We start from the raw sequence: 23,294 nt of genomic DNA, 5'->3' as shown, positions 1-23,294 counted from the left end.
CCTGCTCGCCTGCGACCAACGCAGAGATGGGATGCCATGACGTCGGCTGTGTCGCCGCAACGTCGATGCGCTTGCGCTTGCCGCCATCATCCGCCATTGTCGTCTCATTCCGAGGGGAGTTCGCAAACGCGAGCTGAGATGGCCTAGGGCCGAACCCTTCGAACCTGATCCGGTTCATGCCGGCGAAGGGACGGGAAAAGATGGCGCTGGATTCCACTCGTTCGCATCGTCGTGTCATGGCCTCCGTTTTTCAGCGGAGGAGGTGATAAGGCTCATGCTTCAACGCTTCAGGCTTGGATCGCCCGCTCTGGCGATGCTGGCCAATGCCGTGCTCGTTGCCGCAGCGATCCTGCTCATCTGGCAGGCCGCGATTGTGATTTTCGCCCCGCCGCCCTTCATGCTGCCGCCACCCTTGCGCGTCTGGCGGGCGTTGGTCAGCCGGCCGGAACTCCTGACGCGCGACGCTGTGGCGACGCTGATCGAGACGCTGGTCGGACTTGTGACGGGCGCGGTGGCTGGTGCCGGGCTGGCCCTCATCATGGCGTTTGCGCCGCTTCTGCGGCGGCTGCTGATGCCGGTGCTGGTCGTCAGCCAGGCCTTTCCGGTTTTTGCGATCGCGCCTTTGCTCGTGTTGTGGTTCGGCTTTGGTATCGGTTCGAAGATCGTCATGGCGACGATCGCGATCTTCTTTCCCGTCGCCTCCGCCTTCCATGATGGTTTGACGCGCACTGATGGCGGGCTGCTCGACCTTTCGCGCCTCTACCGGGCTCGCCATTGGCAGGAAGTCATCTTCTTCCGCATCCCGGACGCGCTGCCGGCGCTGGCCTCGGGCCTTCGCGTCGCCGCTGTCTATGCGCCGGTCGGCGCTCTGATCGGCGAATGGGTCGGGGCCTCGTCGGGCCTCGGCTACGCCATGCTGATGGCCAATGGCCGCGCCCAGACCGACGTCGTCTTCGCGGCTCTCGTGATTCTCGCGGCGATGGCGGTGCTGCTGCGCGCCGCGGTCGATGCCGCCACCCGCCATATCGCGCCCTGGGCGCCCGAAACGCTCTCCTGACCAGAAACGGATACCCGATGACACCTATTCTCCGAACCTGCCTGCTCGCCGCGGGTCTCGCGCTCACCGCAGCGCCCGCCTCGGCCGCCGACAAGCTCACCGTCCTGCTCGACTGGTTCGTCAACCCGGACCATGCGCCACTGGTGATCGCGAAGGAGGGCGGCTATTTCGAGCGGCACGGGCTCGATGTCGATATCATCGCCCCGGCCGATGCCAGCGCTCCGCCGCGCCTCGTCGCCGCCGGTCAGGCCGACATCGCCGTCACCTACCAGCCAGACCTGATGCTGCAGGTGAAGGAAGGCCTGCCGCTGACGCGCATCGGGACGCTGGTCGAAACACCGCTCAACGCCTTGATCGCGCTGAAGGACGGCCCGATCCAGAAGCTTGAGGATCTGAAGGGCAAGAAGATCGGCTATTCGGTTGCGAGCCTGCAGAACGCCTATATCGATTCGATACTCGCCTCGGCCGGCCTGACGTCGAAGGACGTCGAGATGGTCAACGTCAATTTCAACCTGTCGACGTCGCTGATGTCGGGACAGGTCGATGCGGTGATCGATGGCTATCGGAATTTCGAACTGACGCAACTCGCGATCGAGGGCAAGCCGGGCAAGGCCTGGTTTCCCGAAGAGCACGGCGTGCCGCCCTATGACGAGCTCATCTATGTGACGCGCAACGAACTGAGGACGGACCCGCGCATGGCGCGCTTCATCGCCGCCGTCGAAGAAGCGACGATTTTTCTGACGAACCATCCGGACGAGGCGCTGGCGCTGTTCCTGAAGGCGCATCCCGATCTGAATGACGAGCTCAATCGCAAGGCGTTCGCCGATACTCTGCCGCGCTTCGCCAAGCGTCCGGCAGCCTTGGATCCGGGCCGGTACGATCGGTTCGCGCTTTACCTCAAAGAGCGCGGCCTGATCGATGTGGTGCCGCCAATCGACAGCTACGCGATTGCGCCTCGCTGATACTCAGCCTTCAGGGAGGCCGGCGAGCCGCAGGCCTTCCATGTAGCGCTCCAACTGGTCGCCGCCGAGATTGTGGACGGCCAGCCGGACTTCGGCGAGCGTCATGTCGGGGCGATCGCGCCGGAGTTGGGCCACGGCACGCCGCGCGGTGTCGAGATCGCCGGCGAGAGATGCCGACGTCGCCAGGAGGCGATTGGCCCAGATCATGCCGGGACGCGAATCGAGCGCCAGCCTGGCGAGGCGGGCGGCATCGGCATAGTCGCCCAGCATGAAATGGCAGGTGGCCATGCCGGCATAGGCGTTGAAGCGGATGGGGTCGTCAGGCGAGAGCGCGATCGAGCGCTTCAGGCTTTCGAGGCCCTGGCTCGGTTCGCCGGAATAGGCCTGGATGTATCCAAGCCGTGTCCAGGCCCAGGCAAAGGTCGCATCAAGGGCCAGCGCCCGCTCGATGAACACACGGGCGCGCGCCTGGTCGACATGCAGAATCGATAGCGTGGCACCGATCATGGTGTAGACGAGCGGATCCGATTCGCTTGTCTCCGCGGCCCTCTCGGCGAGCGCCAGGGCGAGCTTGCGATCGCCCTCGATGTCACTCGACCAGAGATAGGTCACCTGTTGGCTCAAGCTCCAGGCCTTGAGCCCCAGCGCCTGACCGGAGCGCGGATCGGAGGCGAGCGCTTCGTCGAGGAGCTTCAGCGCGATGTCGTTGTCCTCGCGCCGGTGCGCCCAGAAATGGGGCATCGCCTTCAGGACCAGATCATGGGTGCGGAGCGCCTCGGTTTCCTTGCGGCGGGAACGCTCGATCTCCGCCGTGCGGATCGTGGGCTGCGCGGCCCCGGCGATTTGACTGGCGACATCGTCCTGCAGGGCAAAGACATCCGCCATGCTGCCGTCTGTGCGCCCGGACCACAGATGCGCACCACTTTCCGTATCGATGAGCTGCGCGGTGACGCGCAGCCTATCCCCGGATTTACGGACGCTGCCCTCTATGACGTAGCGTACGCCCAGATCGCGAGAGAGTGCGCGCACATCGGTCGCCCGGCCCTTGTATTGGAAGGCGGAGTTGCGGGCGATGACGCGGAGCGTCCGCACCCGCGACAGCGTGGCCGTCACTTCCTCGACGATGCCATCGGCAATTTCGCTGGCGCTGCCATCGGGCGAGAGGTCGTCGAAGGGCAGCACGACGACGAGCGGGCGCTGGTCTTCCGCCTTGGCGGCGGAAAGCCCGGGAAGAGCCAGGACGCCGGGCGTCAGCATCTGGTTCTGCGAGGGCTGGATATCGGGCAGCGTCTTGCCGGGCGGAACCCAGAACCAGGCCTCGACAGGGTAGGGGATGCTTCGCAGCATCAGGAAGCCAACAGGCTTGAAGGCCGAGGCTGGTTCGCCGAGCAATTGCCAGCGCACGGAATGGGTGATGGCGATGCCGCCTGGCGGCGCGGCGGTCTGCAGGCGCATCGCAAAACCGATGGCGGCGCCGAAGCGATCGCTATCCGAAAGGATGACGTCGGCCAGCACGATGGCCGCGCGCACGTCGATCTTGATCCTCTCGGGCTGGGCGTTGCGCTCGGCCATGGCGAGTTGGAAGCCCATGGTCCACTCGACCGCGTCCAGCACGCTGGGAAATTCGACCAGTCCTCCATCGCCCATCAGCTTGATGATGTGCGCGCCATATTTGACGAGGCTGGGACGGACAATATTGCGGAAGATGATCCGCATCTCGCGTAGCGTGCCGAGTTCGTCCCGCTGGACGAGCTCTGAATAGCCGACCATGTCCAGGGCGGCAATCACCGTCAATCGGCGACGTGGGCGCGCCATGACCGAACCTCGACTATCCGCAAGTGGAGGATGTGCCTTAGCGGCCCCGGGCCGGTATGGCAAGCAAACTCCTAACGGCTTGCCTACAGGCTCGGCGGTGCGGGTGGAAACCGCCTCGCGTCAGGCGTCGGCCGAGGCGAGATCCGCCTCGTCCTCTCTGTGCTCAAGTTCCTTGGCGCCTCGGCGGACCGCCTTTTGGACCTTCTCGAAAGCGCGCACTTCGATCTGGCGGACGCGCTCGCGGCTGACGCCGAATTCGCCCGAGAGTTCCTCCAGCGTGATCGGATCCTCGGCGAGGCGGCGCGCCTCGAAGATCCGCCGCTCGCGCTCGTTGAGGACGCCCATGGCATCCTTCAGCAGCTTGCGCCGGTTGTCCGCCTCTTCCTGATTGGCGAGCACGGTTTCCTGGTTGTCGCTGTCGTCGACGAGCCAGTCCTGCCACTCGCCGCCTTCGATATCGGCACGCAGCGGCGCATTCAGCGAACTGTCGCCGCCGAGGCGACGATTCATCGAAATGACGTCCTCCTTGGTGACGCCGAGCTTCGTGGCGATCTGCTGAACCTGATCGGGCTTGAGGTCGCCCTCTTCGAGCGCCTGGATCTGGCTCTTCATCTTGCGCAGATTGAAGAACAACCGCTTCTGGTTCGCCGTGGTGCCCATCTTCACGAGGCTCCACGACCGCAGGATGTACTCCTGGATCGACGCCTTGATCCACCACATGGCATAAGTCGCGAGGCGGAAACCCTTCTCAGGCTCGAACCGCTTCACCGCCTGCATCAGACCGACATTGCCTTCCGAGATGACCTCGCCGATCGGCAGGCCATAGCCGCGATATCCCATGGCGATCTTGGCGACGAGACGCAGATGACTCGTCACCAGCCGATGCGCGGCCTGGCGGTCGTCATGTTCCTTGTAGGCCTTGGCGAGCATATATTCCTCGTCAGGCGCCAACATCGGAAAGCGCCGGATCTCTTCGAGATAGCGCGATAGGCCCGCTTCGCCGGAAGCGATGACGGGAAGACTTGCTCTGGCAGCCATAGTGCCCCCTCCTTCTTGCCGGCGCCGCATGAAAGCCAGCGCCCGGCGCGGCCGTAACGGCCCGCATGGAGATATATAGGCGCAATTTCCAACTTTAACAGGCGTGGGGCCTGGCAAGGACCTCCGCTTGCTTCACAAGGCCTTGAGGGCTTCCAGCAATTCGGTGAGATCCTCCGGCAGCTCGGATTCGAAATGCATCGTCTCGCGCGTCACCGGATGCTGGAAGCCGAGCAGCCAGGCATGCAGAGCCTGTCGCGGGAATTTCGCCACGAGGCCACGGGCCGGCTCTGGGAGCAGGCCGACCTTGGTCAGGAAGCCCTTGCCATAGTCCGGATCGCCCAGCAGGGGATGGCCGAGTGCGGCCATATGGACACGGATCTGATGGGTGCGGCCGGTTTCCAGCCGCAGATCGAGCAGGCTCGCGATCGGCGTCCGCCCGGCGCCGTAGCTCTCCACGAGCTGGTAATGCGTCACCGCTTCGCGTCCGCCCGTCTTCACCACCGCCATCTTCTGGCGGTTGACCGAGGAGCGGCCGAGCGGCGCGTCGACGAGGCCATAGGGCAGGGACGGCACGCCCCAGACGAAGGCGCGATAGCCGCGCTCCAGCGCGCCGGTCCGGCCGTGATCGGCGAACTGGTTGGCAAGATGGCGATGGGTGCGGTCGTTCTTGGCGACGACCATCAGTCCGGTCGTGTCCTTGTCGAGACGGTGGACGATGCCGGGACGCTTGACGCCGCCTATGCCCGAGAGGCTGTCGCCACAATGCGCGATCAGCGCATTGACGAGCGTGCCGGTCCAGTTGCCGGCGCCGGGATGGACGACGAGCCCGGCGGGCTTGTTGATTACCAGGAGATTCTCGTCCTCGAAGACGACATCGAGCGGAATATCCTCGCCCTCCGGCTCGGCCTGCTCGGGCTCGGGCAGGGTCAGCTGGATCTGGTCGCCTGAATTGACCGGCCTTTTCCCCTCGACTATGGTCGCGCCGCCGAGCCGGACGTGGCCGGCCTCGATCAGGGCCTTGAGACGGCTTCGGCTCATATCGGGTATCGCGGCGGCCATATAGGCGTCGAGCCGGCGGCCCGCGGCCTCGGGCTCGACCACAATGTCGATGACCGCCTCCGTTCCTTCCGGATCCTCGTCCATGGTTCTTCCTTCCCGATCTGTCCGACCGATCTCTTCTTCCGATGACGAGGATGACGAGGCGCCGCTCGATCCCGCCATTGAGCGGGTGCGGGTGCGGCTGAAACGCCTGATGCTTGTCTCCGTCGCGACGCTGATGATCGGCCTCGTCGCCGTTATCATCGCCGTGCTCTACAAGGTTGGCCCCATGCGAGACAAGCCCGCGCTCGCGGCGGCGGCGGGCGAAACGCTGGTCGACGGTGTTCTGCCGCCCGGGTCGCGGTTGATTTCGACCGCGCTGGATGGTCGGACGATGACCCTCACCTTCGAGGATGGCGGCAAGCTGCGCGTCGTCATCGTCGATATCGAGCGAGCGAAAGTGCTGCGCCGACTCGTCCTCGGATCGGGAGCGCCGCCGGATTCGCCATAGCGCAGGAAGCGGAAATTGCAGCGCCTGACCGCTTGCCATTCCAGCGAGGCTCGGCTATATCGCGCTGGTCCGACGCAAGCGCGGACTGAACAATGCGCCCTTCGTCTAGCGGTTAGGACGTCGCCCTCTCACGGCGAAAACAGGGGTTCGATTCCCCTAGGGCGCACCAATTAAAACCTGAAATCATTGGGTATTGAGGGACGGATTGCATCATTTGGCAACCGCCTAATGTTTGCGGCTCACAATACCGACGACAAGAAAAGTTCGCCGGCGAGGGCGATCCGGCAGGCGACGTTGCCCGCCGCAGTGCTCCATTCGACGGACGAACAGGAGACGGGGTACTCGATCTCCCTTCTGGTCGCGCCTTGCGGGGGGCCGCAATAGCCGAGGAGCGGCTCGTCTCGCGACAGTGCTCGAAACCGCCGCCTCGGAGAGGTCTAAAAAAGGTTGTACGCGCGCTTCGCGTGGGTGAAGAGAACGCGGCTGTACTTGAACACGGCATCAGCCTATTAGCCGATTGTTGGCTGATTCAAATTCCGAGGAGTCGCGATGACCGAAAACCGCGCGTTGACCGAGATAACGTCTTCCATCGTGGCTGCATATGTTTCGAACAATTCGGTATCGGCGAGCGCCATCGGCCAGTTGGTGGGCCAGGTTTACGGCGCGCTTGCCCGTCTCGGCGCCGCCGCGGAGGAGCCGGAAGCGGAGAAGCCCAAGCCCGCCGTCAATCCGAAGAAGTCGGTGTTCCCGGACCATATCGTCTGTCTCGAGGACGGGAAGAAGTTCAAATCGCTGAAGCGCCACCTGAGAGTGAGCTTCGGACTCTCGCCGGAAGACTATCGAGAGAAGTGGGGCCTGCCGGCCGACTATCCGATGGTGTCGCCGAACTATGCGGCGGAGCGTTCCTCACTGGCTCTGAAGCTGGGCCTTGGCCGCAAGGCTGGGGCCGTGGCGCCTGCTGCGCCTGTCAAGCGCAAGAGCACACCGAAGCCGAGAGCCTGACACTCAGGGAGGTGGCCGTGAGGCTCATCATCCGCATTCAAGAGCGAGCCTATTCGTCGGGCCAAATTTGCGGTGCTCCTGGCTGCCATTAGGACCTGCTCCGGGTAGCGCGTCCTGTGCGGCCCGTATTTATTCGTTGCATCCTTTCACAACAGGCCGTCGCGGACTACGTCGATGATCCCGCTGACAACCCGCCTGTCATCGACGCACGGCACCTCCGTGAGCCACCGCCGCAATTCAAGCTTGTTCCAGCAGGACAAGGCCTTCCGTTCCGGTCATGTCGCGCATTTCGGCGAGGGTGCGCTTGTCTAGAACGCCGGCAATCGCCTCGCGAACCTCCAGCATGACATGGCGGACGCGGCAGGTTTCCTCGTCGCAATCGTCGCAGCGCTCGTAACGGGTGCGGCTGGCGCAGGCGATCGGCGCGAGCGGCCCGTCGAGTGTGCGTATGACGTCGCCGATGCGGATAGTCTCTGGCAACTGGGCAAGGCGATAGCCGCCGCCCTTGCCTTTGCGAGAGCTTACGAAGCCCGCATTGCGCAATTCCCCAAGGATCGCGTCGAGGAACTTCTTTGGGATGCTGTTGGCCCTCGCAATGTCGCCGACGAGCGCGAGTTCGCCGGTCGGGACGCGCGCGAGATGGACCAGCGCCTTGAGGCCGTATTTGCCTTTTCGGGTCAACATGGCGCTCGACTCGCGATCTCGGACGCGCTGGGGTGGCGCATTCGCGTGGGGCGGCGGGCCCAGGAAGGAGAATCCTGTCTGGACGCGAGCATTAGACATAATTTCTATCGTCTCAATAGATAATAACGGAAGCTCCCAGGGCCAATCGAGATCGACAGGTTTGATGGGCGGCTACGCTGTCCGATCGGACAGGTGTCGATAGGCACCGTGTCAATAGAGCAGCGGCTTGGTCTCGGCCGTATCGCGACGGCTTGGACGCTGCCGATCCGGATGGAATGAGAATGGCGCGTGATTGCCTCTTCGAGCATGCAGCCAGCACGGTCATCACCCAAGCGGCCGATTCGTCGGGTCTATACGGGTCACTGCTGAGACTGGCCGCAGTTGCGAGGATAGTTGCGTGATCGCATCGGAGCTGATGCCGGCAATGCAGCGGCTGCTATTCGCGCCGGTAGAGACGCATCCGCCGCTCTATTTCGGCGGCTCGTCCGACATTGGCATCGATGTCGCGGCCGAGACGGTCGACACACCTCTGACCTGGGGCGAGCCGCCTGAGCAGGTTGCGGAGAAGCTAGCCATCATCCGCGCCCGTGCCGAAGCGTGCGCGGACGCTTTCCTACGGCATACGCCTGCACGTCATCGTGCGCGAGACCAACGAAGCGGCCTGGGCAGCGGCGGATGAATTGATCAGCCGGCTCGACGATGCGACAATCGCCTCGGCTCAGGAGGTGTTCGCCCGCATGGACTCCGTCAGTCAGAACCGCATGTCCCGGCTGCGCGGCGGCCGGCGCGATAAGCTGGAGATCAGCCCCAACCTCTGGACGGGCGTCGGGTTGGTGCGTGGCGGCGCGGGCACGGCGCCGGTGGGCGACGCGGAGACGGTCGCGGCCCGCATCGACGAATATCGACGCCTCGGCATCGACAGCTTCATCCTGTCCGGCTACCCGCACCTTGAAGAAGCCTATCGCTTTGGCGAACTGGTGCTGTCGCGCCTGCCGCTCGCCCATCCTGGCCCCAAGGCCAGTTCCTCTGTGAGTATGGGACCTTTCGGCGAAACGATCGCGGGCGATCACCGGCCCATCGTTCCTGGGGCATCGTGAGCAAGGCCGGCCGACGCCCGCCCGCGATCGGCATCATCGGCGGCGGCTTCACCGGAGCGGCGATCGCCTGGAATTTGGCCCGCGAAAGCGGTGTGGCGGCTCGCATCATCGTCGTCGAACCGCGCGAACGTCTCGGCGGCGGGCTCGCCTATTCGTCGCGAGATCCCGCATTTCGCATCAATGTTCCGGCCGCGAAGATGAGCCTCGATCCCGACGACATCGAGGATTTCGCGCGCTGGGTCGAGACCGTGGGAGCGGTCGATGATGATGCGGCGGCGCGGCTCGACGATGGGCGCGTTTTCCCCCAGCGCTCCGAATTCGGGCGCTATGTCGCCGAGCGCCTCTTGCCGTTCCTGGCGAACGGGGTCGTCGAGCATCGCCGCGCGAGCGCGCTCGGCGCGAAGCGGACGGAGGGCGGGTTCCGCGTCGAGCTCGACGACGGCACTGCGCTCGACGTCGACCGTCTCGTTCTGGCTGTCAGCCATCCGCCGCCGCAGCCGCCTGAACGGCTCCGGTTCGCCTTCTCCGGCCATCCGAAATTCGTCGCCGACACGACGACGCCTGGTGCGCTAGCCGTTGTTCATCCCGACGACCGCGTGCTCGTGGTGGGCACGGGCCTGACGGGGGCCGACGTCATCGCCTCGCTCGACCGGCGCGGACATCGCGGCCCGATCACGGCGATCGCGCGCCGCGGCCTGCGCTCCAAGGGGCACGCCCCCTTCGCTCAGGAGCAGACCGGCGACTTCACCACCAAGCCGGCGACGACGACGCTTCAATTGCTGAAATGCATACGCGCCGAGGTTGCCGCCGTCGAGGCGAGGGGACTGACCTGGCATGCCGTGCTGGACGCGGTGCGCACGCAGGGACCCGCGATCTGGGCTGCGCTGCCGCTTGCCGAACGGCGGCGGCTCGTCCGGCATCTGCGCGCCTATTGGGACGTGCACCGCTTCCGCGTCGCGCCGCAGGTCGAGGCGGCGCTGGATCGGCGCATCGCGGCGGGCGGTCTCGATCTTTTCGCCGCCTCGATTGCCGGAGCCGAACTGCAAGACGACGTTTTTGAAGTCGCGCTGCGCCGACGCCGTTTGTCCGAAGTCGTCTCCCACCATTTTGATAGCGTGCTGGTTGCGACAGGCCCGGCCCATGGCGCTATCCTGGAAACCGCGCCTCTGCTTATCGATCTGGCCCGTCAGGGCCTCGTCAAAGCGGATCCAGTGGGCCTTGGCATCGCGACGGACGAGCAGGGCCACGCCATCGGCGCCGATGGCACCCCTGTCGACACGCTCTTCATCGGCGGTCCGCTCGCCCGCGGAACCTTCGGAGAACTGATGGGCCTCCCGGAGGTCGCCGCCTATGCCAAACGCGTCGCAGAGGCGCTGGGGCGGTAGCGAAGCGCCGAGCTCTCTCAAACGTCGAAAGAACCTCGTCTGGTTGGTCGGTCTTCGGCGCTGGGTGGATTGCACAACGGTCCGTCAAGTTCCCTCATGGCTCCGATCTTCCAGCTTCGCTGGGAGGCCTGTTGGTTTCGGAGCTGACCGGCGTGCTCTCGCCTGCTGTCCGATCCTTGGAAGCTGATCTGGGGTGTGGGCTGCCCTTGGTTTGGCAGGCATTTCCCAGCCTCATGCTGCGGCGGTTTCAAGCGATCGGGAACGAGGTCCCCTTTCCCGTTTTCTGCTGCGTCAACTGTCCTGGCTGCCGCAATGATGCGGCGAATATCGGCATCAGCTAGGATTTGTTGCTCACGAGCGACTGGCGCTACCGCTTCCGTCATGGCGAGGCCGTTCTGGATACGATAGCGCGGGCTTGGGATCGCGCCGCGGTCCGGATGCCGGCCTCAGCGGTGCACGATGGAGACCAACTCCTTCAGCGTCTGTCTGATGTCTTGGCGCTGGAAGACGTTCCGGCCGAACATGAGGCCAGCGGCTCCTGCGGCTATCGCTTCGCCGGCGAAGGCGTAGAGTGCCGCCTCGTCGCCGGAACTTGCGCCTCCCGCCACGGCGACGGGCGCGAGCGATTGCGTCGCAACGCGGGCAAATCCATCGGCGCCGCACCAGTCCGTCTTGATGACATCGGCGCCCAGCTCACCGGCCATGCGGCAGTTGAGGCCGACGATTTCCGGATCCTCGGCCTTGGCGAAGCCGCCCTTGGCGGCCATCGCCTCGATGAAATGAACCAGTCCGAAGCGACGTGCATCGCGCCCGACATCGGCGCAGATCCGGAAGCAGGCCGTCTCCTGCGCCGGGTCGTTGTTGCAGGTGAACAGATAGGTGATCACGGCCTCCGCGCCGAGCTGGACCGCCTCCTCGACCGCCACGACCTGGCGGGTATGGGTGTCGGGATAGCCGGTAGGCGAGCCGGTCCGCCACATCGTCGTCTGGTCGACGCGCAGGATCACCGCCGGGCCACCCTCGAAGCGCTTGTGGTGGCGCATCAGCATGCCTGGATTGACGATCACCGCGTCGACACCCGCCGCCTCGACCGCATCCAGAACCGGGCCCGGATCAGCAATGCCCGGGATTGGGCCGACCATCATCCCATGGTCGAGGGGCAGGCAGAGCATGCGCCCCGAGGATTTGCGAAACAGCCGCGCCATGCGGCGTGCCTTGCCGATTGCCATCATTATATCCCTCCCTGTGCGGCCCGACGCCGTCGGTGTCAGACCAGTTCAAATGTCACTCCGGCCTTGCGCAGCATTTCGAGATTGGCCGGCGGCACGTCGCCGGTCAGCAGTACGAGGTCGAAATCGGTGATCTCCGCGACATAGTTCAGCGCGGTGAAACGGAACTTCGTCGCGTCGGCCAGCAGGATCTTGCGGCGCGCGATTTCCATCATCGCCTGCTTGGCGCGAACGACCGTCTCATCCGGGGTGAAGAGCGACAGGCCCTGGATCGTCGTCGTCGACAGGATCGCCACGTCGACATGGAAGGAGCGGATCGCCCGCTCGCAGATCGCGCCGAAATAGCCATTATAGCCGGCGTGGTAGCGCCCTCCGGCGGCGATGAGGTCGATGTCCGGCATGGTCCGCAGCCGGTCGAGGATTGGGACCGCATTGGTGATGACGGTGAGCGGGGTCATCTCCTCGATGAAGTCGCAGATGTGGTAGGTCGTCGTGCTGTCGTCGCAGACGATGGCATTGCCGGGCTGGAGCTTGGACACGGCCGCGCGGGCGAGCCGTCTCTTCTCCTCCACCTGCTTGCGTCCGCGATAATTGTAGCTGCTCTCGAACAGCAGCGACTTCTCCGCCGACACGGCGCCGCGGAGCCGGCGGACCAGTCCTTCCTTTTCCAGCTCGGCGAGATCGCGATGCACCGTCATCAGGCTGACGCCGAGGGCCTCGGCGAGATCGCGAATTTGCGATGTCGCGCCGCTCATCAGGATCTGGAGGATGCGCGCACGCCGCCGCTCGGACTTCGAAAGCGCTTCGCTGGTCTCTAGCTCGTTAGCGTTCATGGCAGGCTCGATGGGATACGTAACATTTTTCCATTGAAGCACGATCCAGAATGATAAGTCTACAGCGACTTACGGCCGCCATTCCGCCATTTCCGTTCTGCAGCATATTCCGTTATCTTACTGTAATTGCAAGAATTTTATCGGAAAATTGGTTGATTTTATGCTGCGATGCACTGAATCGGATTCGATCGCACTGAGAGGATAAGACTGAAAATTATGGTGTTTGTATCATTTTTCTTGATTGATTTGGTTTCGTGTCGTTAAGTTGGCGATGAGGGTTGCGGGCCGGTGAGGGGGCCGCGGTGCCCTTGATCAGGGAGGAATGAGATGATTTATCGGAGCACGCTTCTGGCGTCGGCGGCCCTTGCGGGCTTTCTGGGCGCCGCCTCGGCTGCCTCAGCCGAGACTACGCTGACATTCGTCTGGCACGCTGGCACCTGCGCCGACGCGCTGATGGCCATTGCCAAGGACTATCCCGACAAGAACGTGAAGATCGTGCCGGCGCTGGTCCCGTACGGGCCGGAATGGCACAACAAGATCGCGTCGGAATTCGCGATCAAGGGTGACGCATTCGACTTCGCCATGTGGGACAGCCAGTCGACGGCGGAATTCGCCGGCGGCGGCCATGTCGTGAAGATGAACGACATCTTCGACAAGTCGAGCTACCTGAAGGCCGATCTGTTCCCGGCGGCATCGCTGTCGCAATATGGCGAATATCCGGACGGCTCGGGCCAGTTCTACGGCCTGCCGGCGAACCAGGACGCCTATGGCCTGATGTATCGCAAGGATCTCTTCGACAACCCAACCGAACAGGCCAATTTCAAGGCCAAATATGGCCGCGACCTGCGCGTGCCGGAGACCTATCAGGAGGCCAAGGAGGTCGCCGAGTTCTTCACCCGTCCAGACCAGGGCCTCTATGGCTGGGGTCAGATGGGCGGGCGCGACTATGACTTCGCCACGACGGCCTCCAACAGCTTCCTCTGGTCCTTCGGCGGCGAGCTCTACAATCCGCAGACCATGGAGGTGAAGGGCTATCTGAACTCGCCGGCCTCGATCGACGGCGTTCAGGCCTATGTCGACATGTTCAAGTTTGGCCCGCCCGGCAGCGGCAATTGGGGCTTCGACGAGGTCAACGCCTCGTTCCAGCAGGGCCAGCTCGCCATGGCGATGCAGTGGTTCTACTTCAACGGTTCGAATGCCGACCCCAAGGTGAACAAGTTCGCCAAGGAGACGGGATTCGGCATCCTGCCGGGCGCGTTGGGGCGCGACGGCAAGTTCCGCCGCCAGTTCTCGGTCGGCGGCCAGGGCATGGGCATCAACAAATATTCCAAGAAACTTCCCGAGCTCGTGAAGTTCATGGAATGGTATTTCCAGCCCGAGCAGCAGAAGCGTTATGCGGCGGTCTGCCAGACCGGCCTGAAGGCGGTGCTGGAAAGCCCGGACTGGCAGAGCCTCAACAGCTACAACGCCCAGTTCGCCAATGCCCTGCAATATCTGAACGATTACTGGCACCTGCCGGAATATCCGGTGATGCTCGACATCCTGCAGGAGGAAGTGTCCAACGCGATCTCCGGCTCGAAGACGGTCGAGGAGGCGCTGAACGACGCGGCCGCGCGGCATGAGAAGACGCTGGAACGGGCCGGCTACAAGATCGACCACAAGGGCAACGCGCCCGAGGTCCCCGATACGGCCATCTCGCCGGTCGGCAAGGACGCCGTGGTTCCGGTCAACAACTGATCCTGACGACAATCGCCGGGGCTGTTTTACCAGCCCCGGCCCGTCGCCCTCCCGAGGAAGCCATGCCGCAATCCCGCAATCAGGCCCTTGCACTGCTGAGCCGGTGGACCCTGCTCCTGATGCTCGTCCTGTACACGATCTACAATCTCGGCCCGATCCTGTGGTTGATGATCTCGTCGCTGAAGAGCCGCGCCGATCTATTCGCCATGCCGCCAAAGCTCGTCTTCTCGCCCGATTTTTCGGGCTACCAGAGCGTGTTCGGTGTCGGTGCCGCGCGGGACAGCGCCTCTTCGGTCGGTGTGTTCGACTCCCTCGTGACCAGCGTCATCGTTTCGACGGTCGGCACCGCGGTCGCCGTCTTTCTGGGGACGCTTGCCGGCTACGTCTGCTCACGCTTCGACTTCCGCGGCAAGGGCGATTTCATGTTCTTCGTCCTGTCGACCCGCATGCTGCCGCCGGTGGCGGTGCTCGTTTTCTACCACATGATGTTTGCCCGCCTCGGCCTGGCCGACACCCGCATCGGGCTGGTACTGATCGCCGTCTTCATCAATGTCGGCCTCGCGACCTGGATCATGAAGGGCTTCTTCGACGGCGTGCCGAAGGAGGTCGAGCAGATCGCCTTCGTGAATGGGTATAGCCGCAACTATGCCTTTCGCCGGCTGGTGCTGCCGATGGTCAAGGGCGGCATCGCGGCAACCGCTGGCTTTTGCTTCATCTTCGCTTGGAATGAATTCGCCTTCGCCTCGATCCTGACGACGACCCAGGCCAAGACGCTGCCGGTCAAGATCTCGACCGCGTCAGGCGCGACGGGGATCGAATGGACCCAGATCTGCGCCGCGGGCGTGGTGCTGATCCTGCCGGTGCTGGTCTTCTTCTACCTGATCCGGCGCCACCTGCTGATGGGCATGACCTTCGGCGTTCTGGGGCGGAGGTGAGCCATGGATACCCGTCTCGAACCCCGGTCGACCGGCACGGGCATGATCATCGGCTTCCTGTCGCCGACGGTGATCCTGCTCCTGTTCATGGTCGCCTATCCGATCTTCTCGCTGGCCTATTACTCTTTCCACGATTTCTCGGCCCTCCAGCCAGACAAGGGCATGAACTGGATAGGACTGGACAACTACATCTATCTGCTCTCGGATACCGGGATCTGGAAGCGCTTCGTCTTCACGGGAAAATTCGTCTTCCTCTGCGTGACCATGCAGATGATCCTCGGCGTCTTCGTCGGCTATCAATTGCAGAAAACCTTCCGCGGCCGCGATGTCCTGTTCACGGCGCTGATGCTCCCGATGATGCTGTCGCCGGTCGTGGCCGGCTTTCTGTGGCGTTACATGTTGAATTCGGAATGGGGCGTGGTGAACTATATCGTCACCCTGTTCGGGTTCGGAAAAATCGACTGGCTGGGGCAGGCCGGGCCGGCGCTCTGGGCCGCGGCGGTTGTCGATACCTGGATGTGGACGCCCTTCATCGTCCTGCTCGCCACGGCGGCGTTTCGAGGCATCCCCGAGACGATCTATGAGGCAGCGGAAGTGGACGGCGCGAGCGCTGCCTATGTCTTCTTTCGTGTCACGCTGCCGATGTCGGCACCGGTTCTGTTCATCGCGCTGATCCTGCGGCTCATCGACAGCTTCAAGCAATATGACCTGTTCGTCGCGCTGACCGGCGGCGGCCCCGGCTCCTCGACGGAGACGGTGTCCTTCGCCGTCGCCAAGACCGCCTTCAGCTACTTCTACACGGGCGAGGCCTCGGCGCTCGCCGTCATCCTGCTGTGCATCATCATGGGGCTAGCGATGATCCTGGTGCGCCACCTCTCGCAGATGGGAGCGCGGCACTGATGGCTAAGATCGAGCTTCGACACCTCTCCATCGAGTATGGTGCCTTCCGGGCCGTGGACGATGTCAACCTGACTGTTAATGACGGCGAGTTCGTCGTCTATCTCGGCCCGTCGGGCTGCGGCAAGACGACGACGCTACGTGCGGTCGCGGGCCTCGTTCAAGCGACCTCGGGCGACATCCTCTTCGACGGAAAGCGCGTCAACGAACTGAAGCCGAGCGAGCGCAACATCGCGATGGTTTTCCAGTTCGTCTCGCTCTATCCGAACCTCTCCGTGGCCGAGAACATCGTTTTCCCCCTGCGCGCCCGGAGCGTCGCGAGGGCCGAGATCGCCCGCAAACTCGACTGGGTGACGGGCGTATTCAAGCTTGGCGACGAATTGCGGCGCTATCCGTCGGCGCTACCGCCGGGTGCGCGGCAGAAGGTGGCGCTGGCGCGGGCCGTCATCCGCGATCCCGCCGTGCTGCTGCTCGACGAGCCGCTCTCGGCGATCGACGAGCAGTTCCGCGAGGAGATGCGCTGGGAACTCGGCCATCTCCAGCGCGAACTGGGCGTCACAACCATCTACGTCACGCATGACCAGCGCGAGGCGATGTCGCTCGCCGATCGCATCGTGCTGATGAACCATTCGAAAATCGTGCAGGTGGCCGAGCCCGATCGCATGTTCTTCGAACCGGCCAGCATCTTCGCAGGACAGTTCATCGGCTCGCCGTCGATGAACCTCCTGGATCTCGTCCCGGTCGCGGGCGGGCTTCGACTGGCGGAGGGTCCCGTGGTGCTGAGCGAGGCGGACCTGCCGCGCGGCCTTGCCGCGTCGAGCCGGAAAGTGAAGCTCGGCGTCAGGCCCCGCGATCTGCGGCTGGTCGATGGTCCGGGCCATGAACTCGCGGTGGAAGATGTATTCTCTGTCGGACGCGAGCGGTTCTTCACCTTCCGGGTCGGTGAGACGCTGATGCAGGGCACCGACCATCGCGATGGCTCGGGCAGCGGCCGCGTGTGGTTTGTGCCGGAGGGGCTGATGTTCTTCGACGCCGAGACCGGGCTGCGTATCGACGGCGAGAGGGTGGCGGCATGAGCCCGATGCTGGAGATCCACGGGCTGCGCAAGGCCTATCGCGGCAGGACGGCGCTGCGGGGCATCGACCTCACCGTGGAAGAACACGAGATCCTTGCCCTGCTCGGGCCGACGGGCGCGGGGAAGAGTTCGACCCTCCTCGCCACCGCCGGGTTGATCGTTCCCGATGCGGGCGCGATCCATCTTGGCGGCCGCGACGTGACCGGCGCCGAAGCGTCGAGCCGGGACGTCTCGATCGTGTTCGAGGGCTTCAATCTGCTGCCCGTCCTCAATGTGCGCGACAATATTGCCTTCGCTCTGCGCTCGCCGAAATATCGCGAGGCGGAGGACGAGATTTCCCGGCGCGTCGGTCGCACCGCCGAACTTCTGCGCATCTCGCACCTGCTGGACAGGGACACGGGCACGCTGTCAGGCGGAGAGAGACAGCGCGTGTCGATCGCCCGCGCGCTCGTCCGCCGCCCCATGCTCTATCTGCTCGACGAGCCGCTCTCGGCGCTCGATCTGAAGCTGAGGGAGGGGCTTAGGGCGGAGCTGCGGCAGATCCACCGCGAGCATGGCACGACGATGCTTTATGCGACGCACGACTATCACGGCGCGATCGCCATCGCCGACCGCATCGCCGTCATCAATGAGGGGCGGATCCTGCAGACTGGCCGCATCGAGACATTCTATGCCCGTCCCGCCAATGCCTTTGTCGGCCGGCTGATCGGCAGTCCGTCCATGGCGTTCTTCGAGGCCGAACTTCGGGACGGCGCTGTCCGCGTCAAGGGCTGGGACGCCGTCCTGCCCCTGGGGCGTTTCGGCACTGTCTCGGCTCAGCCGGGCCCGATCTCGCTCGGCGTCTGGCCGGAGGACATCGCACTCGGCGAGACCGGCGAGGCGGGCCGGGTCTATGCCCTCGACAATCGCGGCTACGAGGCGGCGCTCCAGGTCGACACACCCGCCGGATCGTTCCGCAAGGTCCTGGAGAGCCGTACACCGGTCCGTCAGGGCGACACGATCCGCTTCGCTCTCAAGGAGGGTGTGGGATTCCTGTTCGACCCCACGACGGGCGCGCTGGTCTCGCATCAGGGAGACGGAGCATGACCCACGCCTATCGCGTTGCCAGCGCGCTCATCATCCTGGGCTTCGTGATGCTCTGCCAGCCACTGGCGCATGATCTGTTCGTCTGGGGATTTCCGGTGCTGCTTTGTGGGGTGATCCTGTTCATGATCCTGGATCACATACCGGACCGCCGTCCGAGGGAAGAGGGGGAAAGCCGTGGCTAAAGTAATGAAGAAGATCCTGAACGATCCGCGTCACGCCGTGAGCGAGATGATCGATGGCCTGGTGTTGGCCAGCGGTGGCCGCACGCGGCGGCTGGATGGTCTTGACGCCATCGTGAAGACCGAGATTCCCGATGGGAAGGTGGCGCTGCTGATCGGCGGCGGTTCCGGTCACGAGCCGATCTTTCACGGTTTCGTCGGCGACAATCTCGGCGATGGCGCCGCCTGCGGCCAGTTCTTCGCGGCGCCCGCGCCGCACATCATCTGTGCCGCGGCGAAGGCGGTGCATCGGGGGAAGGGCATCCTCTTCCTCTATGGCAACTATGCCGGCGACAATATGAACTTCGACATCGCCGCTGAAATGCTCATCGACGAGGGGATCGATGTGCGCACCGTGCGGGTCCGCGACGACGTGGCCGCTGCGCCGCGAGAGCGGGTCGAGGACCGCCGCGGCATCGCCGGCGACGTGCTGATGATCAAGATCGCCGGTGCCGCCGCCGCGGCGCTGGATAACCTCGACGAGGTCGAGCGCATCGCGCGCAAGGCGGCGGCGAACGTCTGCTCGATGGGCGTCGCGGTCTCGGCCGGATCGATCCCCGAGACCGGCCGGGCGACCTTTGAACTGGCCGACGACGAGATCGAGGTCGGCATGGGCGCGCATGGCGAAGCCGGCATTGCCCGCCAGAAGCTCGCGCCGGCCGACCAGGTGGCCGACCAGCTGATGGCGCGCATCCTGCCGGACCTGCCTTTCGGGGCGGGCGATGAAGTCGCGCTGCTGCTGAACAATCTCGGTGCTACCACCATGATGGAAATGCTGGTGATCAACCGGCGGATCCGTAAGACGCTCGACGAGCGCGGCATCCGCGTTCACCGCACCGATGTCGGCACTTGGCTGACGGTCCAGGAGATGGCCGGCTTCTCGGTCACGCTGATGAAGCTGGACGAGGAACTGAAGCACTATCTCGACGCGCCCTGCCGCTCGGTCGGGTTCACCAATTGGGGAGGACTCTGATGGGCGCAAGGGTTCTCGACGCGGCTGGGGCGACCGAGATGCTGCGGGCCGTGTCGCGCGCGGTGATCGCCAATACCGACCGGCTGACCGATGCCGACCTTGCCATCGGCGACGGCGATCATGGCATCGGCATGCGGCGCGGCTTCGAGGCGGCGCTCACTGCGCTCGAAGCGCCGCAGCCTGGTATCGATGGCGCGTTCCGTGCCACCGGCATGGCGATCATGGCAACGACCGGCGGGGCGGCCGGTGCCGTCTTCGGTACGGTCTTCACCGCTGGGGCAAAGGCCTTTGCCGGCGAGCCGCAGATATCCGCCGAGAGCTTTCGCCGCTTCCTTGCGGAGGCGCAGGCGTCGGTGGCGCGGCGGGGCGGCGTCGGCGAGGGTCAAAAGACGATGTTCGATGCGCTGGCCTATGCCGCCCGCGCTGCCGAGGGGACGGACGACCTCACTGCCGCCGTGCATGCAGCGGCCGCTGGCGCGCTGGCGGGCGTCGAGGCGACCAAGGACATGATCGCCACCACCGGCAAGGCCCGCAGCCTCGGCGAGCGTAGCCTTGGACATCCCGACCCGGGGGCGATTTCGGTCTCGGTCATCCTGGGCGCGATGCAGGAATTTGTGTCCGCCTGAGCGGCTTACTGACCAGACGAAAGACGGTCCGCCGCTTGCGGCGGCCCGATCGTGCGGCTGTGTCCGCGCAGAAGGAGGAAACCGATGCGCAATCTCTGGGATCAGGTCGAGGCGGCGAAGGCCGGATCGGAACTCGATCGACGCGTCTATTCCTCGCGCCTGATCGGCAGCGATCCAGCTTTGGTGCTGCATGGCGGCGGCAACACGTCGCTCAAGGGGCGCGTCACCGACCGCTTCGGCGATACGCATGAGGCCATCTGGGTCAAGGCCAGCGGTTTCGATCTCGGCGCGATGGGGCGGGAGGGGTTCACGGCTCTCGATCTTCCCACCGTGCTCCGTCTGGCGGAACTGGAGCAACTATCCGACACCGACATGGTGAGCGAACTGAAGCGGGCGCGATTCGATCCGTCCGCCGCGGCTGCCTCGATCGAGGCGATCGTCCATGCGCTGATCCCCTTCGTCTATGTGGATCATTCGCATGCCGATGGCGTCCTGACGCTGTCGAATGGCGGCGGACGAGCATTGCTCGAGCGTGTCTATGGCCAGCGCGTCCTGATCCTGGCCTATGTGAAGCCCGGCTTCGATCTTGCCCGGCAGATCCGCGCCGCTCTCCTGAGCCACGACCTGTCGGCGTTCGAGGCGATACTTCTCGAACATCACGGCGTCTTCACCTGGGGTTCGACGGCCAGGGAGAGCTACGACCGCATGGTGGCGATCTGCGCCGAGGCGGAGGACTGGCTCGCCGCGCATGGGGCGTTGCCGACCCCATCGACCCCGCCGGAGACCGATCCGGTGGTCGTTGCCACCCTGCGCGGCGCCGTCAGCCGGTTGGCAGGGCGGGCGATGATCTCGCTTCCCGCGACGGCGTTGCCGCCGGAGGAGATCGCGGGCGTCGCCGAGCGGGCGCTGCATGGCACGCTCACACCCGAGCACGTCATCCACAACAAGCCGTTCCCGGCCGTCGTGAACGACGATCCGCTGCCGGGGCTGCAGCATTTCGCCGAGGCCTACAGGGCCTATGTCGGCCGCGCCGGCAATCCGGACCTGGTACCATTGAGCCCGCATCCGCACTGGGCGCTCCTTTCGGACGGCGCTGTACGCAGCTTCGGGCCCACGCTGGCACGGGCGCGTGTTTCGGCCGATGTGGCGCGGGCGACTGTCCGCGCGCTGCGCACCGCCGGCCGGCTCGGCCATTGGCAGGGTCTCTCCGAATCCGAGCTGCGCGATCTCGAATATTGGGAACTGGAGCAAGCCAAGCTGAAGGCGCAGGGCACGCCGCCGCCCCTCGCCGGAAAGATCGCGGTCGTGACCGGAGCGGCCGCCGGCATAGGCCGCGCTTGTGCGGAGCTATTGCGCGACCGCGGCGCGGTCGTCGTGGGCATCGACCTCGATCCGTCCATCCGCGATCACATGAACCGGCCTGGCTATGACGGCGTCGTCGCCGACCTGAGAAGCGACGAGGCCGTCACGCCGGCGCTGGACGATATCGTGCGCCACTATGGCGGCGTTGATATCCTCGTCTCCAACGCCGGCATTTTCCGCGCCGGGGCGCCGATCGAGGCGTTGAGCGACGTGGACTGGGACGACACGCTGGAGGTCAATCTCACCTCGCATTGGAAGCTTCTGAAGCATGCCGTGCGCTTCCTACGGCTCGGCATCGATCCTTCCGTCGTCTTCATCGGCTCGCGCAACGTCGCGGCGCCGGGGGCAGGCGCCGCCGCCTATTCCGTGTCGAAGGCGGGGCTCACGCAGCTCATGCGCGTCGCCGCGCTGGAACTGGCGCCGGCAGGGGTCACGGTCAATGCGGTCCATCCCGATGCTGTGTTCGATACGCGCTTGTGGACCGAAGAGGCCCTCGAAACCTCGGCGCGGCGATACGGGATCACGGTCGCCGAATACAAGTCGCGCAACCTGATGCGGGCGGAAGTGAAATCGACCGACGTGGCCCGCGCCGTGGCCGCACTCGTCGACGGCACGTTCTCCCGCACGACCGGGGCGCAGATCCCCGTGGACGGCGGCAATGACCGGGTGATCTGATTGCGGTTGAACGTTACTCCGCCCATTCCCGGTCGCCGGTGAAGACGACAGTGAGCCAGCGGTCGGAGCTTTCGCCCCCGATGGCCTCGCCGACCTCGTCGCGGAGCGCATCCCATTCGCCGATCGTCCGTGCCGGCGAATCGGGTGGCACGATGAAATAGAGTTCGATCTGCTTGGCGCGGCCGACCTTGGCGGCGTAGACGCGGTAGGACTGGAAGTTGTGCTTTGCCACGAAGGCCTTGGCGACCGCGTCGACATGCAGCTTGAGGTCAGGCGGCGTCATCAGCAGGATGTCGGACAGCGCTTGGCGGACGGTCGAGATCGGCATGGGAATGATGATCACGCAGACCAACGCCAGCACGGCGGGGTCGATATAGGGCGATATCCACTCCCAGCGAGTTCCCTGTACGGCATAGCCGACGCAGAAGGCGACAAGCAGCGCCGCGGTGATGCTGCCGGACATGATCCAGGAGCGGACGTCGAGACGGATGAAGTCGGAGCGGATCTTCCGGTTGGCGCGGGCCTCGATCCACGCTGCGCCAAAGCAGGCGATGACCGTGACCACGCCATAGAGGATCGCGTAGCCGAATTCGAGATCGCGACCGCCTTCCAGCAGGCTGCTGATCGCGTTGATCAGAGCATAGAAGGCGACGCCGATCAAAAGCACGCCGTTGAGGCCGAGCACGATCGGTTCCAGGTGCCAGAAGCCCATGTTGAAGCGCTCGCGCAGGCGCGCGGAATGGGGTTCGGACGTCGCCGTGAAGGCGATCAGGTTCACGACGGTGAGCGCCAGCGCGCTCATGCTGGCATCGACGAGCGAATAGAAGCCGTCGAACATGATCGAGAAGGATCCGGACAAAAGGCCGAAGACGATGCCGATCGCCGCGACGCAGAGCGTCACGGCGATGGAGGTCCTAAGCGCGCCGCGCTCGCTGCTCCAGTCGAAGAACGCTGCGGGCGATGCCATGGCGGTTTGCGTCTCCTGCGGTCCCGGTTTCCCGACCGTGTCGCATCTTCGCAGCCATTTGAGAATGGCCGAAGCGTTTCTGCGCCAAGGTC

21 protein-coding genes, 1 tRNA gene, 1 pseudogene and 1 riboswitch are annotated in these 23,294 nt (G+C 64.6%); of the genes and pseudogenes, 16 read left to right on the top strand and 7 right to left on the bottom strand.

From position 1 onward, the window contains the following. Positions 1-102: 102 nt before the first annotated feature. A riboswitch (TPP riboswitch) is annotated at positions 103-208 on the top strand. A gap of 66 nt (positions 209-274) precedes the next feature. Beyond that, positions 275-1,057, top strand: a complete 783-nt coding sequence (locus tag OSH05_RS22630; RefSeq protein ID WP_407660459.1) for an ABC transporter permease — start codon at positions 275-277, stop codon at positions 1,055-1,057. A gap of 17 nt (positions 1,058-1,074) precedes the next feature. Beyond that, on the top strand, positions 1,075-2,019 hold the full coding sequence (locus OSH05_RS22625; protein ID WP_104220113.1) for an ABC transporter substrate-binding protein: 945 nt from the start codon (positions 1,075-1,077) through the stop codon (positions 2,017-2,019). Positions 2,020-2,022: 3 nt separating this feature from the next. On the opposite strand, the gene OSH05_RS22620 is transcribed toward OSH05_RS22625, so the two are convergent. The 3 genes from OSH05_RS22620 to OSH05_RS22610 form a co-directional block, all read right to left on the bottom strand. Further along, complete coding sequence (locus OSH05_RS22620; RefSeq protein ID WP_104220114.1) at positions 2,023-3,834, bottom strand: tetratricopeptide repeat protein; 1,812 nt, start codon at positions 3,832-3,834, stop codon at positions 2,023-2,025. A 120-nt stretch (positions 3,835-3,954) separates the two neighbouring features. Continuing rightward, positions 3,955-4,872, bottom strand: coding sequence for an RNA polymerase sigma factor RpoH (gene rpoH / locus OSH05_RS22615; protein WP_104220115.1), 918 nt, complete (start codon positions 4,870-4,872; stop codon positions 3,955-3,957). Between the two features lie 132 nt (positions 4,873-5,004). Continuing rightward, positions 5,005-6,015: an RluA family pseudouridine synthase gene (locus OSH05_RS22610; RefSeq protein ID WP_104220116.1), complete on the bottom strand. Its 1,011-nt coding sequence runs from the start codon at positions 6,013-6,015 to the stop codon at positions 5,005-5,007. On the opposite strand from OSH05_RS22610, the gene OSH05_RS22605 reads away from it, so the two are divergent. From OSH05_RS22605 to OSH05_RS22595, 3 genes are all read left to right on the top strand, one after another. Then, positions 6,014-6,421, top strand: a complete 408-nt coding sequence (locus OSH05_RS22605; protein WP_104220117.1) for a hypothetical protein — start codon at positions 6,014-6,016, stop codon at positions 6,419-6,421. The two genes, OSH05_RS22610 and OSH05_RS22605, sit on opposite strands and share 2 nt — an antisense overlap. Before the next feature lie 94 nt (positions 6,422-6,515). Then, positions 6,516-6,590, top strand: a tRNA-Glu gene (locus OSH05_RS22600). Between the two features lie 380 nt (positions 6,591-6,970). Beyond that, complete coding sequence (locus OSH05_RS22595) at positions 6,971-7,423, top strand: MucR family transcriptional regulator (RefSeq protein ID WP_104220118.1); 453 nt, start codon at positions 6,971-6,973, stop codon at positions 7,421-7,423. 237 nt (positions 7,424-7,660) lie between these two features. Here the strand turns inward: OSH05_RS22595 and OSH05_RS22590 are convergent, their stop codons facing one another. Beyond that, positions 7,661-8,107 (bottom strand): RrF2 family transcriptional regulator, encoded by a 447-nt coding sequence (locus OSH05_RS22590; RefSeq protein ID WP_104220119.1) that lies wholly within the window; start codon positions 8,105-8,107, stop codon positions 7,661-7,663. Between the two features lie 430 nt (positions 8,108-8,537). Here OSH05_RS22590 and OSH05_RS22585 point away from each other — a divergent pair. Both OSH05_RS22585 and OSH05_RS22580 read left to right on the top strand, forming a co-directional pair. Then, positions 8,538-9,204 (top strand): annotated as a pseudogene (locus OSH05_RS22585) (LLM class flavin-dependent oxidoreductase); the annotation flags it as partial. After that, positions 9,201-10,589, top strand: coding sequence for an FAD/NAD(P)-binding protein (locus OSH05_RS22580; protein WP_266352989.1), 1,389 nt, complete (start codon positions 9,201-9,203; stop codon positions 10,587-10,589). The pseudogene OSH05_RS22585 and the gene OSH05_RS22580, both read left to right, overlap by 4 nt. Before the next feature lie 446 nt (positions 10,590-11,035). On the opposite strand, the gene OSH05_RS22575 is transcribed toward OSH05_RS22580, so the two are convergent. After that, entirely contained in the window at positions 11,036-11,821 is a 786-nt protein-coding gene (locus tag OSH05_RS22575; RefSeq protein WP_104220121.1) for a class I fructose-bisphosphate aldolase, read from the bottom strand. A gap of 35 nt (positions 11,822-11,856) precedes the next feature. After that, positions 11,857-12,651, bottom strand: a complete 795-nt coding sequence (locus OSH05_RS22570) for a DeoR/GlpR family DNA-binding transcription regulator (RefSeq protein WP_104220122.1) — start codon at positions 12,649-12,651, stop codon at positions 11,857-11,859. A 327-nt stretch (positions 12,652-12,978) separates the two neighbouring features. Here OSH05_RS22570 and OSH05_RS22565 point away from each other — a divergent pair, with 327 nt between their 5' ends. The 9 genes from OSH05_RS22565 to OSH05_RS22525 all read left to right on the top strand — a co-directional run bounded on the left by OSH05_RS22565 (position 12,979) and on the right by OSH05_RS22525 (position 22,235). Then, positions 12,979-14,388: an ABC transporter substrate-binding protein gene (locus tag OSH05_RS22565; protein WP_104220123.1), complete on the top strand. Its 1,410-nt coding sequence runs from the start codon at positions 12,979-12,981 to the stop codon at positions 14,386-14,388. A 62-nt stretch (positions 14,389-14,450) separates the two neighbouring features. Continuing rightward, positions 14,451-15,323, top strand: coding sequence for a carbohydrate ABC transporter permease (locus tag OSH05_RS22560; RefSeq protein ID WP_104220124.1), 873 nt, complete (start codon positions 14,451-14,453; stop codon positions 15,321-15,323). Positions 15,324-15,326: 3 nt separating this feature from the next. Continuing rightward, positions 15,327-16,223: a carbohydrate ABC transporter permease gene (locus OSH05_RS22555; RefSeq protein WP_104220125.1), complete on the top strand. Its 897-nt coding sequence runs from the start codon at positions 15,327-15,329 to the stop codon at positions 16,221-16,223. After that, positions 16,223-17,296 (top strand): ABC transporter ATP-binding protein, encoded by a 1,074-nt coding sequence (locus OSH05_RS22550; RefSeq protein WP_104220126.1) that lies wholly within the window; start codon positions 16,223-16,225, stop codon positions 17,294-17,296. The genes OSH05_RS22555 and OSH05_RS22550 overlap by 1 nt, the downstream gene beginning before the upstream one ends. Continuing rightward, positions 17,293-18,381, top strand: coding sequence for an ABC transporter ATP-binding protein (locus OSH05_RS22545; RefSeq protein WP_104220127.1), 1,089 nt, complete (start codon positions 17,293-17,295; stop codon positions 18,379-18,381). Before OSH05_RS22550 ends, OSH05_RS22545 begins: the two co-directional genes overlap by 4 nt. Beyond that, complete coding sequence (locus OSH05_RS22540) at positions 18,378-18,563, top strand: hypothetical protein (RefSeq protein WP_104220128.1); 186 nt, start codon at positions 18,378-18,380, stop codon at positions 18,561-18,563. The genes OSH05_RS22545 and OSH05_RS22540 overlap by 4 nt, the downstream gene beginning before the upstream one ends. After that, positions 18,556-19,572: a dihydroxyacetone kinase subunit DhaK gene (locus OSH05_RS22535; RefSeq protein WP_104220129.1), complete on the top strand. Its 1,017-nt coding sequence runs from the start codon at positions 18,556-18,558 to the stop codon at positions 19,570-19,572. The genes OSH05_RS22540 and OSH05_RS22535 overlap by 8 nt, the downstream gene beginning before the upstream one ends. Beyond that, positions 19,572-20,198: a dihydroxyacetone kinase subunit DhaL gene (dhaL, locus tag OSH05_RS22530; protein WP_104220130.1), complete on the top strand. Its 627-nt coding sequence runs from the start codon at positions 19,572-19,574 to the stop codon at positions 20,196-20,198. Before OSH05_RS22535 ends, dhaL begins: the two co-directional genes overlap by 1 nt. A gap of 84 nt (positions 20,199-20,282) precedes the next feature. Then, complete coding sequence (locus tag OSH05_RS22525) at positions 20,283-22,235, top strand: SDR family oxidoreductase (RefSeq protein WP_104220131.1); 1,953 nt, start codon at positions 20,283-20,285, stop codon at positions 22,233-22,235. A gap of 13 nt (positions 22,236-22,248) precedes the next feature. Here OSH05_RS22525 and OSH05_RS22520 read toward each other — a convergent pair whose 3' ends face one another. Then, positions 22,249-23,202: a cation diffusion facilitator family transporter gene (locus OSH05_RS22520; protein ID WP_104220132.1), complete on the bottom strand. Its 954-nt coding sequence runs from the start codon at positions 23,200-23,202 to the stop codon at positions 22,249-22,251. Positions 23,203-23,294: the final 92 nt, after the last annotated feature.

Origin of the sequence: Kaistia algarum (assembly GCF_026343945.1) — a bacterium.
GTDB lineage: Bacteria > Pseudomonadota > Alphaproteobacteria > Rhizobiales > Kaistiaceae > Kaistia > Kaistia algarum.
The sequence above is the reverse complement of the archived record's forward strand: the minus strand, read 5'-3'. Positions and strand labels throughout refer to the sequence as shown.

Bases quoted from the DNA above. Each gene is read 5' to 3' on its own strand.
- OSH05_RS22630 (WP_407660459.1), top strand. From the start codon at position 275: ATGCTTCAACGCTTCAGGCTTGGATCGCCCGCTCTGGCGATGCTGGCC.
- OSH05_RS22625 (WP_104220113.1), top strand. From the start codon at position 1,075: ATGACACCTATTCTCCGAACCTGCCTGCTCGCCGCGGGTCTCGCGCTC.
- OSH05_RS22620 (WP_104220114.1), bottom strand. From the start codon at position 3,834: ATGGCGCGCCCACGTCGCCGATTGACGGTGATTGCCGCCCTGGACATG.
- rpoH (WP_104220115.1), bottom strand. From the start codon at position 4,872: ATGGCTGCCAGAGCAAGTCTTCCCGTCATCGCTTCCGGCGAAGCGGGC.
- OSH05_RS22605 (WP_104220117.1), top strand. From the start codon at position 6,014: ATGGTTCTTCCTTCCCGATCTGTCCGACCGATCTCTTCTTCCGATGAC.
- OSH05_RS22610 (WP_104220116.1), bottom strand. From the start codon at position 6,015: ATGGACGAGGATCCGGAAGGAACGGAGGCGGTCATCGACATTGTGGTC.
- OSH05_RS22595 (WP_104220118.1), top strand. From the start codon at position 6,971: ATGACCGAAAACCGCGCGTTGACCGAGATAACGTCTTCCATCGTGGCT.
- OSH05_RS22590 (WP_104220119.1), bottom strand. From the start codon at position 8,107: ATGTTGACCCGAAAAGGCAAATACGGCCTCAAGGCGCTGGTCCATCTC.
- OSH05_RS22575 (WP_104220121.1), bottom strand. From the start codon at position 11,821: ATGATGGCAATCGGCAAGGCACGCCGCATGGCGCGGCTGTTTCGCAAA.
- OSH05_RS22570 (WP_104220122.1), bottom strand. From the start codon at position 12,651: ATGAACGCTAACGAGCTAGAGACCAGCGAAGCGCTTTCGAAGTCCGAG.
- OSH05_RS22565 (WP_104220123.1), top strand. From the start codon at position 12,979: ATGATTTATCGGAGCACGCTTCTGGCGTCGGCGGCCCTTGCGGGCTTT.
- OSH05_RS22560 (WP_104220124.1), top strand. From the start codon at position 14,451: ATGCCGCAATCCCGCAATCAGGCCCTTGCACTGCTGAGCCGGTGGACC.
- OSH05_RS22555 (WP_104220125.1), top strand. From the start codon at position 15,327: ATGGATACCCGTCTCGAACCCCGGTCGACCGGCACGGGCATGATCATC.
- OSH05_RS22550 (WP_104220126.1), top strand. From the start codon at position 16,223: ATGGCTAAGATCGAGCTTCGACACCTCTCCATCGAGTATGGTGCCTTC.
- OSH05_RS22545 (WP_104220127.1), top strand. From the start codon at position 17,293: ATGAGCCCGATGCTGGAGATCCACGGGCTGCGCAAGGCCTATCGCGGC.
- OSH05_RS22540 (WP_104220128.1), top strand. From the start codon at position 18,378: ATGACCCACGCCTATCGCGTTGCCAGCGCGCTCATCATCCTGGGCTTC.
- dhaL (WP_104220130.1), top strand. From the start codon at position 19,572: ATGGGCGCAAGGGTTCTCGACGCGGCTGGGGCGACCGAGATGCTGCGG.
- OSH05_RS22525 (WP_104220131.1), top strand. From the start codon at position 20,283: ATGCGCAATCTCTGGGATCAGGTCGAGGCGGCGAAGGCCGGATCGGAA.
- OSH05_RS22520 (WP_104220132.1), bottom strand. From the start codon at position 23,202: ATGGCATCGCCCGCAGCGTTCTTCGACTGGAGCAGCGAGCGCGGCGCG.